The sequence below is a fragment of the Ruminococcus albus AD2013 genome, assembly GCF_000526775.1.
In the GTDB taxonomy this organism is placed as follows: domain Bacteria; phylum Bacillota; class Clostridia; order Oscillospirales; family Ruminococcaceae; genus Hominimerdicola; species Hominimerdicola alba_A.
The window spans coordinates 2,139,477-2,165,550 of sequence record NZ_JAGS01000001.1; the positions used below are offsets into that span (position 1 = coordinate 2,139,477).

General features: G+C 47.5%; 28 protein-coding genes. 10 read left to right on the forward strand and 18 right to left on the reverse strand.

Annotated features, from left to right (window positions below):
• Positions 1–6 precede the first annotated feature (6 nt).
• From N773_RS0109535 to N773_RS0109565, 8 genes are all read right to left on the reverse strand, one after another.
• Entirely contained in the window at positions 7–240 is a 234-nt protein-coding gene (locus N773_RS0109535; RefSeq protein WP_013497742.1) for an acyl carrier protein, read from the reverse strand.
• Positions 241–273: 33 nt separating this feature from the next.
• Positions 274–1,779 (reverse strand): amino acid adenylation domain-containing protein, encoded by a 1,506-nt coding sequence (locus N773_RS0109540; protein ID WP_024857581.1) that lies wholly within the window; start codon positions 1,777–1,779, stop codon positions 274–276.
• 236 nt (positions 1,780–2,015) lie between these two features.
• Positions 2,016–2,156 (reverse strand): hypothetical protein, encoded by a 141-nt coding sequence (locus N773_RS22600; protein WP_196231626.1) that lies wholly within the window; start codon positions 2,154–2,156, stop codon positions 2,016–2,018.
• 1 nt (position 2,157) lies between these two features.
• Positions 2,158–4,509 carry a ferrous iron transport protein B gene (gene feoB / locus N773_RS0109550; protein WP_024857582.1) on the reverse strand — a complete coding sequence of 784 codons (2,352 nt, stop codon included), beginning with the start codon at positions 4,507–4,509 and terminating at the stop codon, positions 2,158–2,160.
• A gap of 267 nt (positions 4,510–4,776) precedes the next feature.
• Positions 4,777–5,925 (reverse strand): tRNA guanosine(34) transglycosylase Tgt, encoded by a 1,149-nt coding sequence (gene tgt, locus N773_RS0109555; RefSeq protein WP_013497736.1) that lies wholly within the window; start codon positions 5,923–5,925, stop codon positions 4,777–4,779.
• A gap of 26 nt (positions 5,926–5,951) precedes the next feature.
• Positions 5,952–6,098, reverse strand: coding sequence for a hypothetical protein (locus tag N773_RS22920; protein WP_242840373.1), 147 nt, complete (start codon positions 6,096–6,098; stop codon positions 5,952–5,954).
• Positions 6,076–6,435: an NUDIX domain-containing protein gene (locus tag N773_RS20075; protein ID WP_242840374.1), complete on the reverse strand. Its 360-nt coding sequence runs from the start codon at positions 6,433–6,435 to the stop codon at positions 6,076–6,078. The genes N773_RS22920 and N773_RS20075 overlap by 23 nt, the downstream gene beginning before the upstream one ends.
• Before the next feature lie 9 nt (positions 6,436–6,444).
• Entirely contained in the window at positions 6,445–7,068 is a 624-nt protein-coding gene (locus tag N773_RS0109565) for a hypothetical protein (RefSeq protein WP_024857583.1), read from the reverse strand.
• A 179-nt stretch (positions 7,069–7,247) separates the two neighbouring features.
• On the opposite strand from N773_RS0109565, the gene N773_RS0109570 reads away from it, so the two are divergent.
• The 4 genes from N773_RS0109570 (at position 7,248) to N773_RS0109585 (ending at position 10,532) form a co-directional block, all read left to right on the forward strand.
• Positions 7,248–8,264 (forward strand): stage V sporulation protein AD, encoded by a 1,017-nt coding sequence (locus N773_RS0109570; protein WP_024857584.1) that lies wholly within the window; start codon positions 7,248–7,250, stop codon positions 8,262–8,264.
• Positions 8,261–8,617 (forward strand): stage V sporulation protein AE, encoded by a 357-nt coding sequence (gene spoVAE, locus N773_RS0109575; RefSeq protein WP_024857585.1) that lies wholly within the window; start codon positions 8,261–8,263, stop codon positions 8,615–8,617. The genes N773_RS0109570 and spoVAE overlap by 4 nt, the downstream gene beginning before the upstream one ends.
• Before the next feature lie 234 nt (positions 8,618–8,851).
• Positions 8,852–10,072 carry a phosphoglycerate kinase gene (locus tag N773_RS0109580; RefSeq protein ID WP_024857586.1) on the forward strand — a complete coding sequence of 407 codons (1,221 nt, stop codon included), beginning with the start codon at positions 8,852–8,854 and terminating at the stop codon, positions 10,070–10,072.
• A gap of 250 nt (positions 10,073–10,322) precedes the next feature.
• Positions 10,323–10,532 carry an NPXTG-anchored protein gene (locus tag N773_RS0109585; RefSeq protein WP_024857587.1) on the forward strand — a complete coding sequence of 70 codons (210 nt, stop codon included), beginning with the start codon at positions 10,323–10,325 and terminating at the stop codon, positions 10,530–10,532.
• A 47-nt stretch (positions 10,533–10,579) separates the two neighbouring features.
• Here the strand turns inward: N773_RS0109585 and N773_RS0109590 are convergent, their stop codons facing one another.
• The 3 genes from N773_RS0109590 to N773_RS0109600 all read right to left on the reverse strand — a co-directional run bounded on the left by N773_RS0109590 (position 10,580) and on the right by N773_RS0109600 (position 13,484).
• The gene (locus tag N773_RS0109590; RefSeq protein WP_051454275.1) at positions 10,580–11,719 is read right to left on the reverse strand and encodes an aminotransferase class V-fold PLP-dependent enzyme; all 1,140 of its coding nucleotides are present in this window, start codon (positions 11,717–11,719) and stop codon (positions 10,580–10,582) included.
• Between the two features lie 11 nt (positions 11,720–11,730).
• On the reverse strand, positions 11,731–11,946 hold the full coding sequence (locus N773_RS0109595; RefSeq protein WP_024857589.1) for a DUF3343 domain-containing protein: 216 nt from the start codon (positions 11,944–11,946) through the stop codon (positions 11,731–11,733).
• Between the two features lie 152 nt (positions 11,947–12,098).
• The gene (locus N773_RS0109600) at positions 12,099–13,484 is read right to left on the reverse strand and encodes a glycine--tRNA ligase (protein WP_013497727.1); all 1,386 of its coding nucleotides are present in this window, start codon (positions 13,482–13,484) and stop codon (positions 12,099–12,101) included.
• A 75-nt stretch (positions 13,485–13,559) separates the two neighbouring features.
• Here N773_RS0109600 and N773_RS23275 point away from each other — a divergent pair, with 75 nt between their 5' ends.
• Complete coding sequence (locus N773_RS23275) at positions 13,560–13,688, forward strand: hypothetical protein (protein ID WP_278245341.1); 129 nt, start codon at positions 13,560–13,562, stop codon at positions 13,686–13,688.
• 239 nt (positions 13,689–13,927) lie between these two features.
• Here the strand turns inward: N773_RS23275 and N773_RS0109605 are convergent, their stop codons facing one another.
• From N773_RS0109605 to serC, 4 genes are all read right to left on the reverse strand, one after another.
• Positions 13,928–14,227 (reverse strand): hypothetical protein, encoded by a 300-nt coding sequence (locus tag N773_RS0109605; protein WP_024857590.1) that lies wholly within the window; start codon positions 14,225–14,227, stop codon positions 13,928–13,930.
• A gap of 29 nt (positions 14,228–14,256) precedes the next feature.
• Positions 14,257–15,396: a 3-phosphoglycerate dehydrogenase gene (locus tag N773_RS0109610; protein ID WP_024857591.1), complete on the reverse strand. Its 1,140-nt coding sequence runs from the start codon at positions 15,394–15,396 to the stop codon at positions 14,257–14,259.
• A gap of 27 nt (positions 15,397–15,423) precedes the next feature.
• Positions 15,424–15,630, reverse strand: a complete 207-nt coding sequence (locus N773_RS0109615) for a DUF6440 family protein (protein ID WP_013497723.1) — start codon at positions 15,628–15,630, stop codon at positions 15,424–15,426.
• 76 nt (positions 15,631–15,706) lie between these two features.
• Positions 15,707–16,792: a 3-phosphoserine/phosphohydroxythreonine transaminase gene (gene serC, locus N773_RS0109620; RefSeq protein WP_013497722.1), complete on the reverse strand. Its 1,086-nt coding sequence runs from the start codon at positions 16,790–16,792 to the stop codon at positions 15,707–15,709.
• Positions 16,793–17,182: 390 nt separating this feature from the next.
• Here serC and N773_RS0109625 point away from each other — a divergent pair, with 390 nt between their 5' ends.
• From N773_RS0109625 to N773_RS0109635, 3 genes are all read left to right on the forward strand, one after another.
• The gene (locus N773_RS0109625) at positions 17,183–17,506 is read left to right on the forward strand and encodes a hypothetical protein (protein ID WP_024857592.1); all 324 of its coding nucleotides are present in this window, start codon (positions 17,183–17,185) and stop codon (positions 17,504–17,506) included.
• Between the two features lie 37 nt (positions 17,507–17,543).
• Positions 17,544–18,761, forward strand: coding sequence for a pyridoxal phosphate-dependent aminotransferase (locus N773_RS0109630; protein ID WP_024857593.1), 1,218 nt, complete (start codon positions 17,544–17,546; stop codon positions 18,759–18,761).
• Positions 18,762–18,905: 144 nt separating this feature from the next.
• Positions 18,906–20,444 carry an IS1182 family transposase gene (locus N773_RS0109635; RefSeq protein ID WP_043537764.1) on the forward strand — a complete coding sequence of 513 codons (1,539 nt, stop codon included), beginning with the start codon at positions 18,906–18,908 and terminating at the stop codon, positions 20,442–20,444.
• A 159-nt stretch (positions 20,445–20,603) separates the two neighbouring features.
• On the opposite strand, the gene N773_RS0109640 is transcribed toward N773_RS0109635, so the two are convergent.
• Positions 20,604–21,512, reverse strand: a complete 909-nt coding sequence (locus N773_RS0109640; RefSeq protein ID WP_024857594.1) for a DUF4846 domain-containing protein — start codon at positions 21,510–21,512, stop codon at positions 20,604–20,606.
• 309 nt (positions 21,513–21,821) lie between these two features.
• On the opposite strand from N773_RS0109640, the gene N773_RS0109645 reads away from it, so the two are divergent.
• Positions 21,822–23,426, forward strand: coding sequence for a peptide chain release factor 3 (locus N773_RS0109645; RefSeq protein ID WP_024857595.1), 1,605 nt, complete (start codon positions 21,822–21,824; stop codon positions 23,424–23,426).
• An 88-nt stretch (positions 23,427–23,514) separates the two neighbouring features.
• On the opposite strand, the gene ruvX is transcribed toward N773_RS0109645, so the two are convergent.
• Positions 23,515–23,937, reverse strand: a complete 423-nt coding sequence (ruvX, locus tag N773_RS0109650; RefSeq protein ID WP_024857596.1) for a Holliday junction resolvase RuvX — start codon at positions 23,935–23,937, stop codon at positions 23,515–23,517.
• 14 nt (positions 23,938–23,951) lie between these two features.
• Positions 23,952–24,821, reverse strand: coding sequence for a hypothetical protein (locus tag N773_RS0109655; RefSeq protein ID WP_024857597.1), 870 nt, complete (start codon positions 24,819–24,821; stop codon positions 23,952–23,954).
• 325 nt (positions 24,822–25,146) lie between these two features.
• Between N773_RS0109655 and N773_RS0109660 the strand changes: the two genes are divergently transcribed.
• A complete protein-coding gene (locus N773_RS0109660) occupies positions 25,147–25,896 on the forward strand; it encodes a hypothetical protein (protein ID WP_024857598.1) in 750 nt (249 codons plus the stop codon).
• Positions 25,897–26,074: the final 178 nt, after the last annotated feature.

Consider the following 26,074-nt stretch of genomic DNA (forward strand, 5'->3'; position numbering starts at 1 on the left):
GCGGTATCAGTCCTCGTCCTGAAGCTTTTCGATGAGAGCCATCATGCCCTCGATGCTGTTGAAGTTATCGGGCACAAGATTGCCCACCTCTATCTCGATATCGAACTCATCGTTCATGGCTGTTACCATCGAAACTATATCGAATGAATCCAGCACACCATCGGTGATGAGCTGCTTTTCATTCTCAAAATCCACGTCGGGTCTTATTTCTTCCAGTAATTCTAAAAGCTGTTCTTTCATTGTTTGTTCCTCCTGAATTTTACCTGATTTTCCTTACTTCATCATATCCGCAAGAGTGCGCATATCCGTCTTGCCGTTTGCAAGACGAGGGAGTTCTTCAAGCTGTATCAGCTTGCGGGGCACCATAAACCCGGGGAGTATGCCCCTGAAATGCACCGCTGCCTCCTTGACCGTTGCAGTACCTGTATAGAAAAGATATATCAATTCTTTTTCTTTAAGGTACATGGCACAGCATTCCCTGATGCTTTCCAGCCTTAGTGCGGCATTCTCTATCTCCGAAAGCTCCACCCTGTGACCAAGGTGCTTTATCTGTCTGTCCTTGCGTCCCTTGAACCAGAGGACTCCGCTTTCATCGAAAACTCCGTAATCACCTGTTTTATAGATAAGCTCATTGTAAGCACCGTTCAGCGGGTGCTGAATGAACGAACTGTCTGTAAGTTCCTTGTTGTTGTAATAGCCCAGTGCGAGTATCGGTCCGCTGACGCATATCTCGCCCTGTTCACCTGTGCTGACAGGCTTGTTTTCATCGTCAAGCAGGAACACTCTGTAATTCCTGTAAGGTCTGCCGATGGGGAGAGTGTCACCCTCCTCAACAACTCCATCGACCTCATGATAGGTACATGATGCCGTACACTCCGTAGGTCCGTACTGATTGACGAACTTGCATTCGGGCAGTTCCTTCTGCCATACTCTCAGGGCACTGCAGGGCATCACCGAGCCCGAGAAGCAAACCTTTTTCAGGTACTGAGGCTTCTCGCCCTCAAAGGCTTTCAGCTTCACCGCTATGGTGAACACCGAAACGCTCCAGCCCACGGCAGTGATTTTCCTCTCGTTCATCACCCTGAAAAGCTCTGCGGGCATCATGAAGCACTGCTTGGGTATTATGAACATAGATGCACCTGTGAATATAGGCACATAGATATCCCTTACCGCCGCGATATAATCAAGGGGCGACTGATTGCCCAGCACATCATTTTCGTCTATCTTCATAACTTCGAGATAGGCGCTTATATAGCACATCAGGGACATCATCGAGGTTATAACGCCCTTAGGCTTGCCTGTTGAACCCGATGTGAATATCACATAAAGGGGATCATCGGCACAGGCGTACCTCGCCCTTTCATCGAGGGCAGGCTGATCTATCTCGTGTGCCGCCAGTTCCTCGGCTGAGAGTATCTCGCCCTCAAAGCCCAGTTCACGTGCTGTCTTCATGCCTTCCTCGTCCGCGATGAGTATCTTCGGCTGAAGCACCGAGAGTATATCCATAAGTCTTGCCTTCGGCTGAGTGCTGTCCATAGGCGCGTAGAAGCATCCCGCATACGCTATCCCCAGGAATATCACGGGGGTATGCACACGTCTGCCCGACATCACTGCCACGGGACTTCTTGCGGGTATCTTTTCCGCAAGGGCGCTGCCTATACGCTTTGCACGTTCCTCAACCTCGGAAAAACCAAGGCTCTCATCACTGTCGGAGTAGGCTGTTTTTTTGTTGAATCTGTCCGCTGTTTTTTCCAGCAGACGAAGTACATTCAGTTCCATTTTTGTTCTCTCCTGTTATTATATCTGTCGTGAAAATGTATAACATTATCCACCCTATCATTTTAACACTTACCGCCGTGAACGTCAATATCCATTCTTCACAATTACGATATTATGCATTTCTCAATTGTTATCATAATTGAGTATTTTTGGACTTTCTGTTAACGCTTCTGCTTTTGCAAATGATTAAAAGTACAAAAAAGAGGACAACCCGACCGATTGTCCTCTTGCCATTTCTAAATTTTTCCATGGCACTGCGAACAGTCTCCGCAGCACCCCGAGCAGCTGCACTTTCCGCGGTTTCTGAAACAGTGTACCGCAGCACCGGCGACTGCCGATATTATCAGCACCAGAAGCACTATATCAACGATACTCATATCACATACCTCCAAACGCCATGCCGATAAGTCTTACTGCCAGCGCCGCACCCCATGCTATCACACACTGCCATATCACAAGAGTCAGCGCCCATTTCTTTCCGAGTTCCCTTTTGACTGCCGCTATCGCCGCAACGCAGGGAGTATACAGCAGTGAGAACACCAGCAGACAAGCTGCGCCGAGAGTTGTCAGCGCACTGCCTACGTCCCCTGAGAACAGCACCTCCAGTGTGGATACTACGCTCTCCTTAGCCATAAAGCCGCTTATCAGCGAGGTGACTATCCTCCAGTCACCCAGACCGACAGGTGCAAACAGCGGTGAAAGCAGACCTGCCGCTGCCGCGAGTATACTCTTTTCCGAATCATCTACCATATGCAGGTTCATATCAAAGCTTTGCAGGAACCATATGACAACCGAGGCTATCAGTATAACCGAGAACGCCCTTTGCAGGAAGTCCCTGGCTTTGTCCCACAGCAGCTGACCCACGTTCTTTGCCGCAGGCATACGGTAATTCGGGAGCTCCATTACGAAAGGTACAGCCTCACCCTTGAACACCGTCACCTTGTATATGCAGGCCACGAATATACCGGACAGTATGCCAAGCAGATAAAGTCCTATTAGTATCCCAGCACTTTTCCCGGGGAAGAATGCCGAAGCGAAAAAGGCATATATGGGCAGTTTTGCGGTACAGCTCATGAATGGGGTGAGCAGTATCGTCATTTTTCTGTCGCGCTCACTGGGCAGTGTTCTGGTGGACATCACCGCAGGAACGGTACAGCCGAAGCCTATCAGCAATGGAACGATACTTCTTCCCGAAAGCCCTATCTTTCTCAGAGCCTTATCCATGAAGAACGCAACTCGTGCTATATATCCGCTGTCTTCCAGCAGTGAAAGGAAGAAAAATAGCGTCACGATTATAGGCAGAAAGCTCAGCACACTGCCAACGCCCGCAAATATGCCCTTGACAAGCAGGCTGTGTATGACTTCATTCACCCCTGCCCTTTTCATAGCGCCGTCCGCAAGGGCTATCAGCTTATCTATGCCCGTTTCCATCAGCCCCTGAAGCCCTGCGCCTATCACGCCGAAGGTCAGCCAGAAGACCAGTGCCATTATGGCGATGAAGGCGGGTATCGCCGTGAATCGTCCTGTCAGCACCTTGTCTATCTTTCTGCTTCGGATATGCTCCTTGCTCTCATGGGGGCGCTTTACCGTTTCGCTGCAGACCTTGTGTATGAAAGCGAACCTCATATCAGCGATAGCCGCACTGCGGTCGAGCCCTCTTTCCTTTTCCATCTGTGCGACGATATGCTCGACTGCATCTGTCTCGTTCTGTTCAAGGCAGAGCTGCTTCATTACCAGCTCGTCGCCCTCTATCACCTTGCTTGCCGCGAACCTCACGGGAAGTCCCGCGCGTTTAGCGTGGTCTTCAATAAGACAGGCGATACCGTGCAGACATCTGTGTACCGCGCCGCCGCTGTTCTTCTCATCGCAGAGATCCTGCCGCACGGGTCTTTCCTGATAACGCGCTATATGCTCCGCATGGTCGATAAGCTCATCAACGCCCGAATTCTTAGCCGCGGATATCGGCACCACAGGAACGCCCAGCATAGCTTCCATCTCGTTGATATCAACACTTCCGCCGTTAGCGGTAAGTTCGTCCATCATATTCAGCGCCACGACCATAGGCACGTCCATCTCGATAAGCTGCATGGTAAGGTACAGGTTTCGCTCGATGTTGGTAGCGTCCACGATATTTATTATGCCCCTGGGCTTTTCATCCAGCACAAAGCTTCTGCTGACTACCTCCTCGGCAGTGTAGGGTGACATGGAATATATGCCCGGCAGGTCGGTTACACGGGTATTTGGGTGATCCTTGATAGGACCGTCCTTGCGGTCTACTGTCACTCCGGGGAAATTTCCCACGTGCTGATTTGAGCCTGTCAGCCTGTTGAAAAGCGTGGTCTTGCCGCTGTTCTGATTGCCCACCAGTGCGAATGTCAGCTTTACGCTATCGGGCAGAGGTTCGGGCTTTTCGGGGTGTGCTTCATGGAAACGTCCGCCCTCACCAAGTCCGGGGTGCTCGCGCTTTTTCTTTCTCGGCTTCTCCTGAACTGCTCCCTCTTCTTTAGAAAGCTCCTCGACCTTGATCTCCGCCGCATCAGCCATGCGCAGGCTGAGTGAATAGCCGTGTATAAGCAGTTCCATAGGGTCGCCCAGCGGGGCGTACTTTACGACCCTGACCTCAGCCCCGGGTATAACGCCCATATCCAGAAAATGCTGTCTGAGTGCGCCCTCTCCCCCGACTTCTGTTATCACCGCTGTCTTGCCTATCTGCAATTCTTTGAGTGTCATCCCTGATTACCTTCCTTAAACGAACTTCCCTGTCAGACATATAGTTATGCACGCAGGCAGTTCGGTATGCATTGTTATAATTATCTAACTTAGTTTACCTCGACTAACTTTATTATAACACCTTGCTTTTCTTTTTTCAATAGGCAACAGGAAATTTAATTTTTTATTTACATTTCCTGACAGGTCAATTTATCGTCTTAAAACACAAAACGCTCCGACCCAATGTCCGAAGCGTTCTGCATTATATAATATAAACGATATCCGATATTATTCCCCGTCAGGAAGTCTCTGCGCCAGCTTAGCGGAATACTCTGCCCTGAATGCGCCGAAGCGTCCCTCGTCAAGGGCTTCACGCATACGCTCGGTGAGGGTATTGTAGAAATACAGGTTGTGCATTACCGCCAGTCTGCCGCCCAGCTGTTCTTCCGACTTGAACAGGTGCCTTACATAAGCCCTGCTGAAATTACGGCAGCAGGGACAGTCGCACTGGGGGTCAACAGGACGGTCATCTGTTTCAAAGCGCTTGTTTTCGATATGTATGATACCGTTCCAGGTGAACATGGTACCGTGGCGGGCATTTCGGCTTGGCATTACACAGTCGAAGAAATCTATGCCGCGGTAAACAGCTTCGATAAGATTCGAGGGCGTACCCACACCCATAAGATAACGTGGCTTGTCCTTGGGCATATAAGGCTCAACCTGCTCGATAACGTGGTACATTATCTCCGTAGGCTCACCAACCGCAAGTCCGCCGATAGCGAAGCCTGCACAGTAGTCAAGCTCGCGGATAGTCTTCATATGCTCGATACGCAGGTCATCGTATGTACAGCCCTGATTTATGCCGAAAAGCAGCTGATCGCGGTTTATGGTCTCTTCAAGGGAGTTGAGCCTTTTCATCTCCGCGATGCACCTGTGCAGCCACCTTGTGGTGCGCTCGCAGGAACGCTTTGAGTAATTGTACTCCGCAGGATTTTCAACGCATTCATCAAAAGCCATAGCGATAGTTGATGCCAGATGGGACTGTATCTGCATACTTTCCTCGGGTCCCATGAATATCTTTCTGCCGTCAACATGGCTGTTGAAGTACACGCCCTCTTCCTTTATGCGCCTTAGCTTTGCAAGGGAGAACACCTGAAATCCGCCGCTGTCGGTGAGTATGGGCTTATCCCAGTTCATGAACTTGTGAAGTCCGCCCATCTTGTATATCACATCGTCCCCGGGACGAACATGAAGATGATAGGTATTGCAGAGCTCCACCTGTGTTTTCAGTTCATTTTTAAGGTCAATGGAAGACACTCCGCCCTTTATCGCCGCGGAAGTTCCCACGTTCATGAAAACGGGAGTCTGTATAGTCCCGTGAACTGTCTTGAATTCACCGCGTCTTGCGGCACCCTCTTGCTTTAATAACTTGAACATAACTACCTCATTTACTTTTATCTATATTATCTGTCATCTGTTACAATATGTCTTACGCCCTCAAAAGGCTCAAAAAGCTCTGTCCTGAAAAACTCGGGATAGAACCGTCTTTCCTCTGTCATCGGGTCTATCCAGCAAAGATGCTCGGTGTTATCGCCCTCTTTGATATCCATACCCACGGGCTTGAAATCTTCGGGAACTTTCATGTAAAAAAAAGTAATCCACCTCGTATATGAGTTTCCCCTTATTCGACGGCACATCACAGTAAAAATAGTTCTCCTGAATGAACCCGAGCCTGTCGATACCGAGCTTTACGCCTGTTTCTTCAAATACTTCACGGACTATCGCCTGCTCGGCAGTTTCACCGAATTTTACCCGTCCGCCAACTGTATACAAGTAGCCGGCATCATCACTGTAAGCCATCAGCAGTCTGCCCTTTTTCTGTATTATGGCGCATACACGTATATTTATAAGCCCGCCACCGCAGGGCGCGGTCATATCTTCGTTCATACCGACCTCTCAAATCCCAGTATATCTGCTTTCAAAGGCAAACATTTTCTTGACTTCCATAAACTGCCTGATCCGCTGTTCTTCGTTTCTGCCTGTGAGCCTTTTTATGATAACGAATCCGTCACCCGAACCGCCCGAGATATCCATAGCGGCATAATAAACTTTCAAGCCCTTGTTTTCCATCTCTTTGATGTACACGTTTTTTACATCGCACATACGGAAAAGCTGACCATCCGTATCAAAAACATACTCACTGCCCAGATATATGCTGCTGCCGTTTATCCTGCGGGCAGTTTTCATATCGCTGTATATCCTCTCAGCGCCGTCTTCTTCAATGACCTTCTTAAAGTTTATCATCGCAGGAAAAGGCTTGTTGCCGTAAAAGCACAGCATCGAAATACCAAAAAGCAGTGATATTATCATCAGCACCATTAGTATGGTCTTATCATCTGTCCTCTGCATACCCGCATAGAACAGTGCCGCAAAAATCAGCCCGCCTGCCATACTAACTATCTTTGTACGCCATATCCCCGCACTGCTGTATCTGGCTGACATTCCGAGAAATCTGTCTATCTCGCCGTACATCTCTTTTTCACTCTCGCCGGCAAACGGGAGCTCCATCTTGCTTTTCATGAATTTTCTCCTGTTGTCTTTCGTCCTTTATATCGGGATATTTCTCTCTTTATATAACGCAGTATCCCCCGACCGCGACACTGCATTTCTATATATTATAGCACATCACGAAAAAAAAAGCAACAAACGAATATTAAATATTTTTCCGTTCATACTATCCTCAAAACGGAGATGATACCATGCACAAAGCAACGACTGTATTCCACGCACCGCCCTCGGTAATAACATCGGCGGCTGTGGGCGGAAAGAAGGAAAACGAAGGCCCCTACGGAAAATACTTCGACAAGATAAACGATGACCCTTATTTTACGCGTGAGACCTACGAGGAGGGCGAGAGCCAGCTCCAGAAGCAGGCTGTGCGCATAGCCCTTGAAAAAGCGGTTCTGAAGGAGGAAGACATTGATGTTCTCATCGGCGGCGATCTGCTCAACCAGTGCGTCGGCACCACCTACGGCGTGCGGGACTACAACCTGCCATTTCTCGGCATTTACGCCGCCTGCTCGACTATGTCCGAGGGGCTGCTGCTGGCTTCCATGCTGGCGGCAGGGGGATTTGCGGATATCGCAATGGCGGTCACATCATCACACTTCTGCACCGCTGAAAGGCAGTACCGTATGCCCCTCAACTACGGCGGACAGCGTCCCCCTACCGCCCAGTGGACAGCTACCGCAGCAGGAGCGCTGGCTGTGTCCCCCAAGGGAAGTGCGCCCTATGTACGGGGCGTGACCATCGGACGGATAGTCGATATGGGGGTGACAGATGCCAACAATATGGGTGCCGCCATGGCTCCTGCGGCATATTCCACCATACGTGAATTTTTCAGGGACACCGAAATGTCCCCATCAGATTTCGACCATATCGTTACGGGTGATTTAGGAAAAGTCGGCAGCAGACTGCTTTGCGAGATGGCTGACAGAGATGCCATAGATATACGTTCCCGTCACCTTGACTGCGGACTTATGATATATGACAGCGACAGACAGGACGTTCACTCAGGCGGAAGCGGCTGCGGCTGTGCGGCAAGTATGCTCTGCGGATACTTTATCCCCGAGCTGAAAAGCGGCAGACTGAAAAATATCCTCTTCGCCGCAACAGGCGCTCTGCTGTCCCCGACAGTCAGTCAGCAGGGCGAGAGCATACCATCGGTGAGCCACCTTGTCTGGCTGTCATCGGAGAAAGGAAGTGCAGAACAATGATATATCTCTATGCTTTTTTAGTCGGCGGCATACTCTGTGCCATAGGTCAGCTTCTGATAGACTTCACCAAGCTCACTCCCGCACGGATACTCACTGCTTATGTGGTCGCAGGTGTGATCCTCGGCGGTATCGGGATATACAGCAAGCTCCGCGATGCCGCAGGCTGCGGCGCAAGCGTCCCCCTGACAGGCTTCGGTGCGCTGATGGCTGAGGGTGTCCGCCGAGAGATAGAAGACAAAGGCTTTCTCGGCATATTCACAGGCGGCCTCACCGCCGGTGCGGGAGGTATATCCGCCGCCATGCTCTTTGCTTTTCTGGCTTCACTGATATTCCGCAGCAAGGGCAGAGAGTAACGGGCTTTCGGAACAATAATGAATAACAGCCGTCCCCAAAAGAGCTATATTTTTGATAATTTGGAAAAAATATGCCCAAACCTCTTGATTTTTTTGCCGTGATATTATATAATAGTATTCGAGGTTGTTAAATTTTGAACGACTTGGGTCTTTCGGACTTATTTGTCGTTTACATCAGTTCAACAACAAACGAATCCGCCTCGGCGGAAATATTAAGAGAGAGGTGTCACTAAAATGGCAGGATTAAACAAAGTCACTGTTGAAGACATTAATGTTAAGGGCAAAAAGGTACTCGTAAGAGTTGATTTCAACGTTCCGCTGAAGGACGGCGTTATCACTAACGATAACAGAATAACCGCTGCTCTGCCCACTATCAACAAGCTGGTAGAGAACGGCGCAAAGGTAGTTCTTTGTTCTCACCTCGGCAAGCCCAAGAACGGTCCTGAGGCTAAGTTCAGCCTGAAGCCCGCTGCTGACAGACTTGCAGAGCTGGTAAGCACCAAGGTTACTTTCGCAGCTGATGATACTGTTGTAGGCGACAACGCTAAGGCAGCAGTTGCAGCTATGAATGACGGCGAGATCGTTGTTCTGGAGAACACAAGATTCAGAGGCAACGACGAGACCAAGAACGGCGAAGAGTTCGCTAAGGAACTGGCTGATCTGGTTGACGGTCAGGTATTCGTTATGGACGCTTTCGGTTCTGCTCACAGAGCTCACGCTTCCACAGCAGGCGTTACCAAGTTCGTTAAGGAGACCGCAGTTGGTTACCTGATGCAGAAGGAGATCAACTACCTCGGCAATGCAGTTGAGACCCCTGTTCGTCCTTTCGTTGCTATCCTCGGCGGTGCTAAGGTTGCTGATAAGCTGAACGTTATCTCCAACCTGCTCGAGAAGTGCGATACACTCATCATCGGCGGCGGTATGGCTTACACCTTCCTGAAGGCTCAGGGCAAGGAAGTTGGTAAGTCCCTCGTTGACGACACCAAGCTGGATTACTGCAAGGAGATGATCGCTAAGGCTGAGGCTAACGGCAAGAAGCTCCTCCTGCCTATCGATACAACAGTAGTTTCCAACTTCCCTGATCCTATCGATGCAGAGGTTGAAGTTGAGATCGTTGATTCCGACAAGATCCCCGCTGACAAGGAAGGTCTGGACATCGGTACCAAGACTCAGGCTCTCTTCGCTGAGGCTGTAAAGAGCGCAAAGACCGTTGTTTGGAACGGACCTATGGGCGTTTTCGAGAACCCCACACTGGCAGCAGGTACTATCGCTGTTGCTAAGGCACTGGCTGAGACCGACGCTACCACAATCATCGGCGGCGGCGACTCTGCAGCAGCTGTTATCCAGCTGGGCTTTGCTGACAAGATGAGCCACATCTCCACAGGCGGCGGCGCTTCTCTCGAATACCTCGAGGGTAAGGTCCTGCCCGGCATCGACGTTATCGCTGACAAGTAATTATCCGCGAAACATCGCTTGATATGTAATTTCAGACACTTCTGTCACTTCAGACAGGAGTGTCTTTTTATACGCTTATGAGTTAACATTACTTCACTGCCGATTAATTTTAACTGTTGATATCTTCCATAAATATGCCTTGTTATTTGGTCAATGTGCATCTTGAAACTGTGATGGAAGTGTGATAAAATAGTGACATAAGAAAATGACAGACAAGATAATAATGTCATCAGTAAAGGAGTGAGGCGGCTTGAGGAAAAAGCTGATTTCCCTGTTATGCTGCACCATGATGCTGTGTTCTGCCGCTGTACCCGTCCAAGCTGATACAAACACCTCCGATGCAGGCGAAAAAACTGTTATCAGTGAAAACACAAATCCCAACACGGGCACTGTTACTTTGGGTACAGTAAGTGTTGCGCTGGCAGGCTGCGTAGTACTGGTGTTCAAAAAACGGAAGTAAATTAACATATCGCAAACCCCGCAGTATTGTTCTGCGGGGTCTTGCATTTATATGCGGGATATGCTTTCCATATATCTCAGGAGCGCATTTACCTGTGCAGGAGTATTGAACGCTGATGGAGAGAACCTCACTGCCCCCCGCTTGCCCGTACCCAGACTTTCATGGGCAAGTGCCGCACAATGCATACCGCCACGCAGGGCAAATCCGCCCTTGCTGAGTTCTGCCGCAGCCTCTTCGGAAGTTCTGCCGCTGATATTGAAGGATACTATCGGTACACGGGGCATATCCCTGTCATAAACTTCCGCACCCAGCTTTTCAAGACCGCGCTCAAATAACTCGCAGAGTTTCTTTTCGTGCCGCAGGATAGTATCAATACCCTTGCTTTTTACAAAATCAAGTCCCGCACCCAGTCCCGAAAACCCTGCCGTGTTAAGAGTGCCGCTTTCAAGCTTTTCAGGCATATAAGGCGTCTGTGCCAGTTCGCCCGAAGTCGCCCCTGTGCCGCCCTCGATTATCGTGGACAGCGGATATTCACCGCTGCTTATCAGCAGACCCGTGCCCACGGGTCCGTAAAGCCCTTTCTGCCCCGAGGTGCATATAAAGCTGATACCATCGCCGACCTTTACCGGAAGCACCCCCGAAGCCTGTGCGCAGTCACAGATAAAGGCTATATTACGCCGCTTGCAGAGTTCTGCTATCTCACGATAAGGCAGTATCCGCCCGGTTACGTTTGAAGCCGCCATACAGCAAATGCACAAAGTATCCTGCCTGATAAGCTTTTCAATGCCCTCAACAGTCCGACCAACATCAGGGTATATCTCCGCCACCGAACACTTCACTCCGCTGCGTTTTGTCAGCGCGTATACAGGTCGGCTGACGGAGTTATGCTCCCACCCGCTTATTATGATATGTCCGCCGAACTGCATTATCCCCTTTATCGCCATGTTAAGGGCATAGGTGCAGTTAGGGGTGAAAGCGGTGTTCTCTGTTTCAGCTCCGAAAAACTCTGCCGCACTTTTTCTCACCTTATAGACCCTCTCCGCGGCTTCAAGAGAAAGCCTGTGCCCTCCCCTGCCGGGATTTCCTCCCAATACCCTCACAGCCTCTGATACAGCCTGACGAACGCTTTCGGGCTTTGGGAAAGTTCCCGCGGAGTTATCAAAATTCACCATAGTGTTTTTTCCCATGCCGACCTCCACTATAAACTGTATATCCCCTTGTACGGGATATTCCTGCGGTCGAGCCGTGCCGTTATCAGGTCGGGGTCGTCCCGCACCACTATTGAATACCCACAGCCGCTGCCTATATTCTTACGAGTTCGCTCAACCTCGCACCAATAGCCCAGAGAATTAAGATATTCCTTTGCTTTCATGGCGTAGGTTATGCTGCTCATGGTTATCATCGTCTTTTTCATGTGAAACTTCCTTTCCTTGTTTTTTATATGGTATGCGGCAAGGGCGGCAAGTGTGAAAAAGCGCCCTGACTATTGCATCAGGGTGCTTTACAGTTTACGCTAAAACAAAAAAATCGCTTCCCCCGCTGACAGGGAAAGCGATATGTTTTTTATCAGAATGCGATCTTCTTGTTGATGTACTCTACCAGTTCGTCGATCTTTACTCTTTCCTGCTCCATGGAATCTCTGTCACGTACTGTTACACAGCCGTCCTCAGCAGAATCAAAGTCATATGTGATGCAGAAAGGTGTACCGATCTCGTCCTGACGGCGGTATCTCTTACCGATAGAACCTGTTTCATCGTAGTCAACGCTGAAATTCTTAGCGAGAGTATCATACAGTTCACCTGCAGGCTCAGCAAGCTTCTTGGAAAGAGGCAGTACGCAAGCCTTGAAAGGTGCAAGTGCAGGGTGGAAGTGCATAACTGTTCTTACATCGGGCTTCTCGGGAGTACCGATATCTTCCTCGTCATAAGCCTCGGTAACGATAGTCAGGAACAATCTTTCAACACCGAGAGAAGGCTCGATAACATAGGGGATATATCTCTCGTTGGTCTCGGGATCGAAGTAATCAAGGCTCTTGCCCGAAGTGTTGATGTGCTGAGTGAGGTCGTAGTCAGTTCTGTCAGCTACGCCCCACAGCTCGCCCCAGCCGAAGGGGAAGAGGTACTCGAAGTCGGTAGTAGCCTTGGAATAGAAGCAAAGCTCCTCAGCAGAGTGATCTCTCAGTCTCAGGTTCTCTTCCTTGATGTTCAGGCTCAGCAGGAAGTTCTTGCAGAAGCTTCTCCAGTAATCGAACCATTCAAGGTCTGTGCCGGGCTTGCAGAAGAACTCAAGCTCCATCTGCTCGAACTCTCTTACACGGAATATGAAGTTACCGGGAGTGATCTCGTTACGGAAGCTCTTACCTACCTGTGCAACACCGAAAGGAACTTTCTTTCTGGTAGTTCTCTGGATATTAGCGAAGTTTACGAAGATACCCTGTGCAGTCTCGGGACGCAGATACAGTTCGCTCTTGCTGTCCTCGGTGATGCCCTGGAATGTCTTGAACATCAGGTTGAACTGACGGATATCGGTGAAGTTGTGCTTGCCGCAGTTGGGGCAGGGAATGCCTTTCTCCTTGATGTAATCCATCATCTGCTCATTTGACCAGCCTGCAACGTTAGTGCCGTCGAAGTCCTCAATGAGGTTATCAGCACGGTGACGAGTCTTACACTCCTTGCAGTCCATCAGAGGGTCGGAGAAGCCGCCGATATGACCCGAAGCTACCCATGTCTGGGGGTTCATCAGTATAGCGGAGTCAAGACCTACATTGTACTTGTTCTCCTGAACGAACTTCTTTCTCCAAGCGTCCTTGATATTGTTTTTCAGCTCAACGCCGAGGGGACCGTAATCCCAGGTATTAGCGAGACCGCCGTAGATCTCACTGCCGGGGTATACAAAGCCTCTGCCCTTACAGAGGGCAACTATCTTTTCCATTGTCTTTTCGGTATTCTTCATGGTGACTCTCCTTAATCATTAAAATACATATACATATATTTTATAACAGTTCTCCGAAAAAGTCAAGTTTTTTTTGTGAACAAAACCAAATTGTCTTCGGCGATATCCTCTGACGCTTCCGAACTTTCAAACAGGCTATCGATGACAGCTTCATGCGGGCTGACGAGATACGCTACAAGGAGGATATGCCGTCACCAGGTCTGAACCGTATACATCCCTGACTTGATGATTTATCTATGACCCGAAAACAAAGCCGATCATCACGTGTGACACCAAAGCTGACTATTACACAAAAAAACAGGGGCTGTATAGATCCATGTAGTTTTTTCAGAAACTACATTTTCTACATTTGCAGAATGACAGACGAATGAAAAATGAATGATGAATAACGAATAATGAAACAAAAACAGCGGAAGCCCCAAAGACTTCCGCTGTTATATACATTATTTCTTGTCGCCGTGATACATCAGCGTTACCGCCATGCCGTTTATTATGCCTATGGCTATCCCGCACACCACATAGAACACCGCGATCGGTATATGCAGCAGCACCGAGATCAGCCCGAAGACCACTATGAACAGCAGCGGGGACACTATCTGTATAAGGAATTTTCTGCCCATAAGTACAGGCAGTTTTTCCGCAAGCGCCAGCGTCTTTTCGCCGTCAGGATCGTACAGCCTGTACAATATCTGCATGACAGCCATCGGTATACCGATAAGCAATATCAGCGCGATTATTTTCATGTTGTACCCTCCTTACATTACGACGGATATCAGATAACTCTTACGCCAACAACGCCTGCAACAGCCTTTACAGCGTCAACATTTGCAGAACCCTTAACGTCCAGCAGAGTGTAACCCCAAGCCTTCTTTGTTGCAGAAGCGCTTGCTACAACATCAGCACCGACAGCAGCCTTTACAGCGTCCTCGGTAACTTCAGACTTGTGCAATACGCATACCAGCTGATCTGCGGTCTTAGCAAGTTCGAGGTTCGGGAAAGTAACAGAGTTTCTGATCTTACCTCTCTCGATGTAGTCCATCAGCTCGTCAGCTGCCATGATAGCGCAGTTGTCCTCGCTTTCGGGAGTGGAAGCACCCAGGTGAGGCAGAGTGATAACGTTCTCTTCGCCCAGACCGATATCATCAGCGAAGTCTGTAACGTACTTAGCGATCTTGCCTGCCTTGATAGCCTCAACAACAGCAGCAGTATCGACCAGCTCGCCTCTTGCAGCGTTGATGATGCGAACGCCGTCCTTCATCATAGCGATCTGTTCCTTGGAGATGCTGTTCTTTGCATCGGGAGTGAAAGGAACGTGCAGAGTGATATAATCAGCGTTCTTGTAGATCTCGTCCTTGCTGTCAACTACCTTTACAGTAGGATCCAGTGCCTTAGCAGCAGCATCGGAAAGGAAAGGATCGAAGCCGATTACCTTCATGCCCAGTGCAACAGCAGCGTTTGCAACCTTGCCGCCGATAGCGCCCAGACCGATAACGCCCAGTGTCTTGCCGAAGATCTCGGGACCTGCGAACTTAGCCTTGCCGCCCTCAACAGTCTTGGGAGCGTCCTCAGTGCCCTTCAGGGAGTTAGCCCATGCAGCAGCCTCGGTTATTCTTCTGGAAGCCAGCAGCAGTGCGCAGATAACCAGCTCCTTAACTGCGTTAGCGTTAGCGCCGGGAGTGTTGAATACAACTACGCCCTGCTCAGCGCACTTGTCAACAGGGATATTGTTGACACCTGCACCTGCTCTTGCAATAGCCAGCAGAGAAGAGGGTATCTCATAGTCGTGCAGCTTAGCGGAACGTACCATTATAGCGGTAGGCTCAGCGCACTCATCAGTGATGGTATAAGCAGCCTTATCGAACTTGTCGGTACCGCAGGCTGCGATCTTGTTCATTGTAAGAATATTGTACATTGATATCATTCCTTTTACATAAAATTATTATAACAGCTCTTTGCCGTCCTGAGTGATAACAGGCTTGCCGTCCTTGTCAAGCAGAGGTGTAAGTCCGCCTGTTTCGCCCCAATAGGAGTAGATATAGTTCACGCCTGTTTCTTTATCAACAAAGATGCAGAAGCCTGGAGAACTCAGACCGCTATCCTGAGAAAAGACTTTCTCGAAACGAATGACCTTTTCCTTTTTAGCCATTTTATCACTCCTTATTAAATCGGCAACAGCGCAGACCGTTTACCGCCCTGCGCTATGCTTTGATTATTTACTTTTATTAAGCGTTCTCAGCCTCGAACTTCTTCATGAATTCTACCAGCTTTTCAACGCCCTCGATAGGCATTGCATTGTAGATGGAAGCTCTCATGCCGCCAACGGTTCTGTGACCCTTCAGGTTCTCGAAGCCTGCAGCCTTAGCCTCAGCAACGAACTTCTTGTCCAGTTCCTCGTTGCCTGTAACGAAAGGAACGTTCATCAGGGATCTGTCCTCGGGAACAACTGTGCCCTTGAAGAGCTTGCTGCTGTCAAGGAAATCATACAGGATCTTAGCCTTCTTCTCGTTGTGAGCCTTCATGCCCTCGAGACCGCCCATCTTCTTGATCCACTTGAATACCTTGCCGCAGATGTAGATGCCGTAGCAAGGAGGAGTGTTGTACAGAGAATCATTATCAGCCTGTACCTTCCAGTCGCACATTGTGGGGCAAGCCTTGAATGCGGGACCATCAGCGATCAGGTCTTCTCTTACGATAACAATCTGTACGCCGGAAGGACCAACGTTCTTCTGAACACCGCCGTAGATAACGCCGTACTTTGTAACGTCAACAGGCTCGCTCAGGAAGCAGCTGGAAACGTCAGCTACAAGCTCGTGACCCTTGGTGTTGGGCAGGGTCTTGAACTTTGTACCGTAAATGGTGTTGTTCTCGCAGATGTAAACATAGTCTGCATCCTCGGGGATATCCAGATCGGAACAATCGGGGATATATGAGAAAGTCTTGTCAGCGGAGGAAGCAACTCTTACTACCTCACCGTACTTCTCAGCCTCAGCAGCAGCCTTCTTTGCCCACTGACCTGTGATGATGTAAGCAGCCTTGCCGTTCTTCATCAGGTTCATAGGTACCTCTGCGAATACCAGAGAAGCACCGCCCTGCAGGAATATTACCTTGTAGTTATCGGGAATGTTCATCAGATCTCTGAGATCCTTCTCAGCTTCCTTGATGATCTCGTCATAAGCCTTGGATCTGTGGGACATCTCCATAACGCTCATGCCTGTGCCCTTGTAATCGAGCATCTCCTCAGCAGCTTCCTTGAGTACTTCCTCGGGAAGAACAGCAGGACCTGCGCTGAAATTATAAACTCTGCCCATTGTTAATGACCTCCATTGTTTAAAATTAAAAAATCAACACTATAATTATATTACTTTCTGTGCTGATTGTCAAGTACCCCGCCATAAACATTATATATATTTTGAGCACGTATTTTTGGCGGTTTTGAATAAAATACAGCCCGTTTATTCGTTTTGAAAGAAAAATATCTGATTATTGATACATAAATATTCTGCTTTTGCAATTTTGAAATTCAATTGTTGCAAAATTTCGATCAGCTTGGTATAACTGCAAAAGTTGTACAATTTGTTTAAAGGAATAAAGAGGTAAAGCAGGTTATTCAGCGGGGGCGTTCTTGACAATGTCGGGAAATGGTGGTACAATGTAATTTAAAGTGCTTATAAGTTATTATACGCAGAAAGGATATGCCTATGGAAAGAGCACAGCTCATCGCATCGATAGAAAGCGGCAGACAGCTTGGTGTGCGCAAGTACATGGATATCGTCGGTACACACATAAGCTATACCTATGCTATACAGAAACTTAACGGCAGGTATATAGTGTTTGTCGATGAATACGATGTTGACAGATACTATGAAAACGAACTTGAAGACACGGAGAAAGTCACGGTATACGATACCCTTGATGAATTCTTCGATAACTTCATCACAAAATACGATGTGTCACCCGAAGACTTCTGCAAGTCAAAGGGCAGCAAGTATTTCAACGCCGAATTCTATCGGCACTTAACATGACCTGTAAGAAATAATAATATAAAGAAGGTAAAGTAAAATGAGAACTTTTTCAAAATCTCACAAGCTGGACAATGTCTGCTACGATATACGCGGTCCCGTTATGGACGAAGCTGACAGAATGATCGCGGCGGGCGAAAAGATACTCAAACTCAATATCGGAAATCCCGCACCCTTTGGATTTGATGCGCCCCCCGAGATAATCGGTACTATGACAGATAATCTCCACAACGCACAGGGCTATTCCACCTCAAAGGGCATACCCCAGGCACGTGAGGCTATACTTGCTTACCATCGCGGCAAGGGTGTTAATGTGGCTTCCATCGATGATATCTACACAGGCAACGGCGTAAGCGAACTTATCACTATGGTAATGCAGGGACTTCTGGACAACGGTGACGAAGTTCTCGTACCCGCCCCCGACTATCCTCTCTGGACAGCTTCGGTAACTCTCGCAGGCGGTACTGCCGTACATTATATATGTGATGAAAGTTCTGAGTGGTTCCCCGATATCAAGGATATGGAGAGCAAGATAACCGAAAAGACCAAGGCTGTTGTAATCATCAACCCCAACAACCCCACAGGTGCTGTATATCCCCGTGAGGTGCTGGAGCAGATAGCAAAGCTGGCTCGCGAGCACGACCTTATCGTGTTCTCAGATGAGATATACGACCGTCTGCTGATGGACGGCGTTGAACATACCTCTATCGCTTCCATCGACCCCGACCTGTTCTGCATAACATTCAACGGTATATCGAAGTCCCATATGTCTGCGGGATTCCGTGCAGGCTGGATGGTGCTCAGTGGCAAAAAGGACAATGTTCGCGGCTACATCGAGGGACTGAATATGCTGTCCTCCATGAGACTGTGTTCTAACGTTCAGGCACAGTATGTTATCCCTGCGGCGCTGAAAGGCACAGGCGCTCCCGATAAGGAGCTTCTCCCAGGTGGACGCATATACGACCAGAGAGAATGTATCTACACTCTGCTGAACGATATCGACGGCATAAGCGCAGTAAAGCCCAAGGCAGCGTTCTACATATTCCCGAGAATAGATGCAAAGAAGTTCGGCATAACCAGTGACGAACAGTTCGTTCTCGACCTGCTTAGAACAAAGAAAATTCTCCTCGTAGCGGGCGGCGGATTCCACTGGGAACAGCCCGACCATTTCAGGATAGTATACCTCCCCTGCATCGATCAGCTTAAACTGTCGATGGCAGAGATGAAGGACTTCCTGAGCACATACAGACAGAACTGATAGACATAAAGCAAGGGGCTGTTGCAGCCCCAACAAAGAAAAAGACGCCTGACACACCAAAAAGGTAGTGCCGGGCGTCTCATTTTGTGGTATAATGTAATTGCAAATATAACATCAAACCAACGAAAGGATTGTACCACAAAAATGAGAAATTGTCAAGTGCGTCTTAACATGAATTATGAGATCTACATCGAAGAAAGCTCACCTGTCAGAGTATTGAGCAATGTTATAGATGAGATCTATCAAAAAGAAGAATACACGATAGTAAGCAAGTGGAATGGCGCCATACCCGAGGATATCATGATGAAGATACTCATCTACGGCTACATGAACGACTCTTTTTCAAGCCGTAAGATTGAACAGCTCTGCAAAAGGGATATCCATTTCATGTGGCTTCTCGATGGCTTTGGAGCTCCGGATCACAGCACTATCTCAAGATTTCGACAGAAAATGGGAGAACAGATTGAGCGTGTGTTTTACGCTGTTGTAAAGTATCTTTTGAATATGAAAGAGATAAGCGGTAAGAACCTGTTCATTGATGGCACCAAGATCGAAGCTAATGCAAACAGATATACATTCGTCTGGAAGAAGTCTGTATCCAAAAACGAACAGAAACTGCGAGCAAAACTGCCTGAGATACTTGATGAGATAAATTATGCTTATGGTGTGAGATTCCCCGAAAATACGCCAGTTTCGGATATGATCGGTACACTTTCTTCACTTATGATAAAATTTGGTATTGAACGAGTTTACGGAAAAGGACATCATAAATCATCATATCAGAAAGCACTTGAAAAGCTGGAAGGATATCGCGATAAAATGGCACAGTATGACTATTACAACAGCCTTTTTGACGGAAGGAACAGCTTTTCAAAGACAGATACCGATGCAACATTCATGCACATGAAGGAAGACCATATGAGAAACGGTCAGCTGAAACCCGGATACAACATACAGGCAGCAGTGGAAGGCGAGTATATTGTAGGTATAGACGTTTCAAGCGAACGGAGCGATGTAAATACGCTGATCCCGTTTCTGTCAAAGCTCAACGATCTGGAGCTGTTTGTATTGAAAAACATCATCTGTGATGCGGGTTATGAGAGCGAGGAGAACTATCTTTATCTCCGATCACATAACATGACCTCATACATAAAACCCGTAAATTATGAGCAGAGCAAAAAGCGGAATTATCGTACAAAATACGGCAGACCCGAGAATATGGAATACCACGAAATGGGCGATATTTTCGTATGCAAAGCCGGCAGGATACTTTGGAGAGTCGGGACTAAACACGAAAAAAGCAAGACGGGATTCGTTTCCGAAAAAGCTATGTACAGATGTGAAAGCTGCGAAGGTTGTCCCTACAAACAGAACTGTACAAAAGCAAAAGGAAACAAGACGCTGTCTATATCGCATAAGTTCAAAGAACTGAGAACAGAAAGCCTGGAAAATATAACGACCGAATTCGGAAAACAGCTCAGAATGAACCGAAGCATACAGGCTGAAGGCGTATTCGGAGTACTGAAACAGGATCATGGCTTCAGAAGATTCCTGTGCAGGGGGAAAAATAACATCAGAACTGAGTTCCTTTTGCTGGGACTTGCATACAACATAAAGAAGCTTTTTGCTAAGATCTCAGAAAACCGACTTGGAATTTCTCTTTTTGAACTGAAATCAGCATAAAACCAGCAGAACATTACACCCCCGAGTCCTCTTTTTTGAAGAGGGCTTGGGGGTGTGCGCACTGAAACAGCTTATTTCACCAGTAAATATGTTTTTTTACTCTGATGTTCGGATATGGTTAGAGGGTGCTGCGATTGCAACACCCCCTTTTCTGTTATATCAGAAGCCTTCCTTCCAGCGGCGGATATCCTTGTCGCTGAAGAATGAGAATCCACCTACGGTGAAAGATTTCTGTTTCAGCTCTTCCTCAGTGAACCAGGGCGTTGTTTCGCCGCCCTCAAGATCATTTACGATATGGAAGCATACCGCGGGTATAAAGCTTTGTCCGAAAAGGTAGCATTTTTCACCTTTTTCGTTAACTGCCATATCCACTACCATGACCACATGGGTCTCATCGCAGACGATATCACCTATCTGCAATTCATCAGGAGTTATTACTGTGGATTCTTTCAGCATCGAAAGAGTTCCCGCATAGCGCATCACCATTTTGAGATAATTGCGGTACTGCTGTTCGCTGTCATCGGGAAACGCCGCAGGTATCTCGCAGGAATAGTCACCCAGCACCAGCATCCTTTTGCCGTTTTTCCACCTATCGTAGCTGCATTCATCGCCGTTTGAGAACATGAAAGATATCTTGTCATACTGTCCATTCTCATAATAGTAATCACTGTATAGCCTGAATATACTGTCCGCACACTGCTGATAACCCTCATCCCCCACGGTTATATCGAATATAGCCGCAGTGTAGGGCGATTCTTTCGTTGTACCGTCAAACACCGGCAAAGCAGTGCCATCGGGATAAAGTGGATATTCCCGCAGATACTCCGCAAAGCTGCCTTTATCGACAGGCACACGTGTGTAGCCCTCAGGCGGGAGTATGCGCGTCTGCAAAGTCGTTCCATCCGGGTCGATGGAGTTCATTTCATATTTTTTCTCCGCCTGAACGATGGTAAGTTCAGCGGCTTTCCACTTGGGGTTCACGCGGATAAATACTGCCGCGAGAACAGCCGCTATAAATATCAGAAATACTATCAGTAAAACTGTCTTTTTGCTTTTTGGTTTTGACATGATCCATTCCCCTTTCAAATGACAAAAACTCTCCCGATGAATTATACCACCAAAATAGTATCCTGTCAACTTTTTTATTGAAGTTCTTTATGCAATATCTATCACTTCCCGCAATAATAAGCTTCGTTAATTTTGGGAATATGACTCTTGTAAATCATGCTGTTTCATGGTATAATAAATAGGTATGCTGAAATTTGTATCGGAGGTCGGAAATGATGTGATTTGCTGATACCATCGCGATCAAAAGAATGATATCCCTGATCTTCCCCGCAAACGGGAGGGTCTCACATATACAACGGAGGAAAAGCAATGGGCTTAAAAGAAGAAATAAACCGCAGGCGAACTTTCGCCATAATATCGCACCCCGATGCAGGTAAGACCACACTTACGGAAAAGTTCCTGCTGTACGGCGGCGCTATCGCACAGGCAGGTGCTGTTAAGGGAAAGAAAAATTCCCGCCATGCAGTTTCTGACTGGATGGAGATAGAAAAGCAGAGAGGTATCTCTGTAACATCATCGGTAATGCAGTTCCAGTATGACGGCTACTGCATAAATATCCTCGATACTCCGGGACATCAGGATTTCTCGGAGGATACCTACCGTACCCTTATGGCGGCAGATTCCGCTGTAATGGTGATAGATGCTTCAAAGGGTGTTGAGAACCAGACCAGAAAGCTTTTCAAGGTCTGCGTTATGAGACATATCCCAATATTCACATTCATAAACAAGATGGACAGAGAGTCACGCAGTCCCTTTGACCTTATCGAACAGATAGAGAACGAGCTTGGTATACAGACCTATCCCGTTAACTGGCCTATCGGCTGCGGCAAGGAATTCAAAGGTGTGTATGACAGAGACAAGCGTCATATCATCGCTTTCTCCAGCGATTCGGAGATGGCTTTCGGCAAGAAAAAGGTAGCTATGGAGGAAGTTGAACTTTCCGACCCCGCACTTGATGATATGCTGGGCGAAACACTGCACCAGAACCTTTCAGACGATATCGAGCTTCTGGACGGCGCAAGCTACGAGTTCGATATAAACAAGGTCAGAAACGGTGAGCTTTCACCCGTATTCTTCGGTTCTGCACTGACAAACTTCGGCGTTGAGCCTTTCCTTGAAAGATTTCTGGAGATGACCACTTCTCCCACCGCAAGAATGAGCAGCGAAGGTCTTGTAGACCCCTTCGACCCCGAATTCTCAGCTTTCGTATTCAAGATACAGGCTAACATGAACAAGGCTCACCGCGACAGGATCACTTTCCTGCGCGTATGCTCGGGCAAGTTCGATAAGGAAATGGACGTTCTCCACGTTCAGGGCAACAAGAAGATGCGCCTTTCTCAGCCACAGCAGATAATGGCTCAGGAGCGTGAGATAATCGATGAGGCTTACGCAGGCGATATCATCGGCGTATTTGACCCCGGCATATTCTCCATAGGCGATACCATATGTTCCCCGAAGAGAAAGTTCGAGTTTGAGCCGATACCTACATTCGCCCCCGAACACTTCATGCGCGTAAGGCAGAAAGATACCCTGAAGCGTAAACAGTTCGTCAAAGGCGCTACCCAGATAGCTCAGGAGGGTGCGATACAGATATTCCAGGAACCCGAAACAGGTATGGAAGAAGTGATCATCGGCGTTGTGGGCGTGCTCCAGCTTGAAGTTTTCGAGTACCGTATGAAGAACGAGTACAACGTTGAACTTTTCAAGGAGAGTCTTTCTTACAGCCATATCAGGTGGATAGACAATAAGGATATCGATGTTAAGAAACTGAAACTTTCCAGCGATACCAAGCTTGTACAGGATTTCCGCGGAAATTATCTGCTTCTGTTCACCAGTGAATGGAATATCAGATGGGCACTAGAAAAGAACGAGGGTCTTGAACTCAGCGAGTTCAACCGCGGCGCTTTGCAGTAATAGAATAACAAAAGAAGAGATCCCGCATAAACTGTCAAAAGAGAACTTTCAGCAGTTTACGCGGGATCGTCGTATCCCGTCACATATCTCACTCTTTATGCTTTGACCTGTAAGAAAGATAGCTTTCGAGAATGATCGTGGCAGCCACCGTATCAACTACAGCTTTGCGCTTTTTGCCGCGTACATTGGTCTCGTTGAGGAATTGGTGGGCGGTGACGGTAGTAGAGCGTTCATCCCACATTCTGACTTCAACATCCACAAGTTCACGTATCATACCCGCGAACTCCTCGCACTTTTCCGCCCGTGGACCTTTTGTGCCGTTCATATTTATCGGCAGACCGACTATTATCTCTCCCGCATTCTGTTCCTTTGCGATATCAGCTATCTTCTGTGCCAGTCTGTCGGCGTGGTATTCGGTGATAGTACACACCGGGGAAGCCAGCATTTCCGAATTATCCGAAACAGCTATGCCTGTGCGTGCATCGCCGTAATCTACTGCAAGTATGCGCATATAAAAGTTTCTCCTTAAAGTTTAAGATTTGAAGTATCGATAGAATCCATCTCGCCGATGGTTTCCTGAGTATTATTGCTGTCGGCACCATATCCGCGGGGATAGGAATGAGTTTCATAAGCCTGTGCGCTGTAACGCTTCATAGGCTCGCCGCCTGCGTTTGAGGGCGGTGTGTTGTAATCTACAGGAGGTCCCTGATCAACATAGTGTGTTCTGCTGCTTTTGAAAGCCTTTGCGCGCTTTTTTGAAACGATGAACATTATCAGCGGTATAGCGGCAATAATGAAACCGAACAGCGGCAAGAATTTTAATGTAGAGAAATCCTGTTCTTCAAGCATATGATCCGCTAGCATAGCTTTTATCTCTTCTTCGGAAGTCTCGCTGTTCTTCATATATTTTATTGTGTAGTCCATTACTTCATCGGGAATAGGTTTTGCTTTGAGTTCGAGAGAAACAGGACCGGTGCCGCCGGTAAGTTCTTCATCCGGATGTTCCAGGGCAAACTGAGTTTGTATGATACGACCATCCATCAGCTTTATTGTATCCTTGTTTGTGGCGTGGACCAGCACGTAATATCCCTCTGTATCGGTCTTTTCGTTATAAGGTATAAGACAGACATAGTATGGCGTCAGCTGTTTTTTTACGGGTATCCCGTAAAGGGTCTGAGTACTTTCAAGGGTCGCCACAGTACCGAAGACGTACTCTATCTTTCCTGTGATAAGCTCGTCCTCGGCGTAGTCCGTTCTGCCTTTTTCGTATATTTTTCCGAAGTCTTTCTTCCATATCCTGACAGCGTCGCCCATAGAAAATATTATCATCAATACCCCGATGACAAAGGCGGCCACTTTAAGCGCCGCTATTCTTGAACTTAAAAGATTTCTCATATTTTTCTCCGTTTTAATTGTTATCAGTACACAAAATTATGAATACAATTCCTGCAATTATGAACATTTTTTGTATCACACTTACAAAAAGTCCAATATTATTTTGTAAAAACTGCCCATTGGAATGTTTATAATATCTTCTATTATATACTAATTTACGGAATTTGTCAACTGACTAAATACTGTATTTAGTTTATGTTAAATTTTACTTAATATTGCCCCTTTCCCCTTTACTTGAAGACTGAAATATGCTAAAATAGCCTTATATAGAGAAATAAAAGGGATTTTTGGAAAAGGAAAAAGAAGTTTAGAAAGGGTGCTTAAAATGAACAAAAAAATTTTTAGCAGGATCTCAGCAGCTGTTATGGCAGCGGCTATCATGGCAGGTCAGGCAATCGTAGCTTGTGCATACGGTGATGTTCAGCTTGATTGCACTAACGCAATTGAATCAGACAACTGGACTCAGAGCATACAGTTCAATTACAACAATGATGATCCCGACGATCTGAAGAGCTTTGATGCTACAAGAATGACCGATCAGTCTGTTATTACAGTTACATATGATATCCTCGAAACTTACGAAACAGACAGTCCTACAGGATTCCCTGTAGAGCTTATTTTCCAGAGCTGGTCATCTCCCGATACCCCAATGGTAAAATCCGATGGCGGCGTATGGGCAAAGGTAGTTCCCGCAGTGTTAGATGAAGAGCATAACACAGAGTCTTTCAACTATGCAGATATCGTTGCTGCATACGGTTCTGATAACTTTGAAAAGGTGGACGCAGTGCTTTTCGGTTCTACCAACGATGCAAAGATCAAGGTAAAATCAGTAACCATTACCAACTGCAATGACCAGGGCAGCCACTGGGTAGACCCTTCCATCGCAGAGCAGGCAAAGGAAGCACAGGAGAAAGAAAAGGAAGCTCAGAAGAAAAATATCATAGGTATAATCATAGGCATCATAGCCGGTGTTGCAGTTGCAGTAGGCGTTATCTGGTTCATAATCAGCAGCAAGTCCCGCGAAGCATTTGATGTTTCGACCGGTGAGTTCGTTGATAAAAAGGACGCCAGATAATATATTTGATCGGCTGTCTTTAATATAGCATTTATGTCCCGAAGCATTTATATTTGCTTCGGGACTTTTTTATCCGTCCGCGGAGACCGATCGGGCTTTTTTAAGAAAGTTCTCATGCCTTTTTTCGCATAAAGCAGAAAGACCGAGGCATAAACCTCGGTCTTCCTGTAGGGTAAAA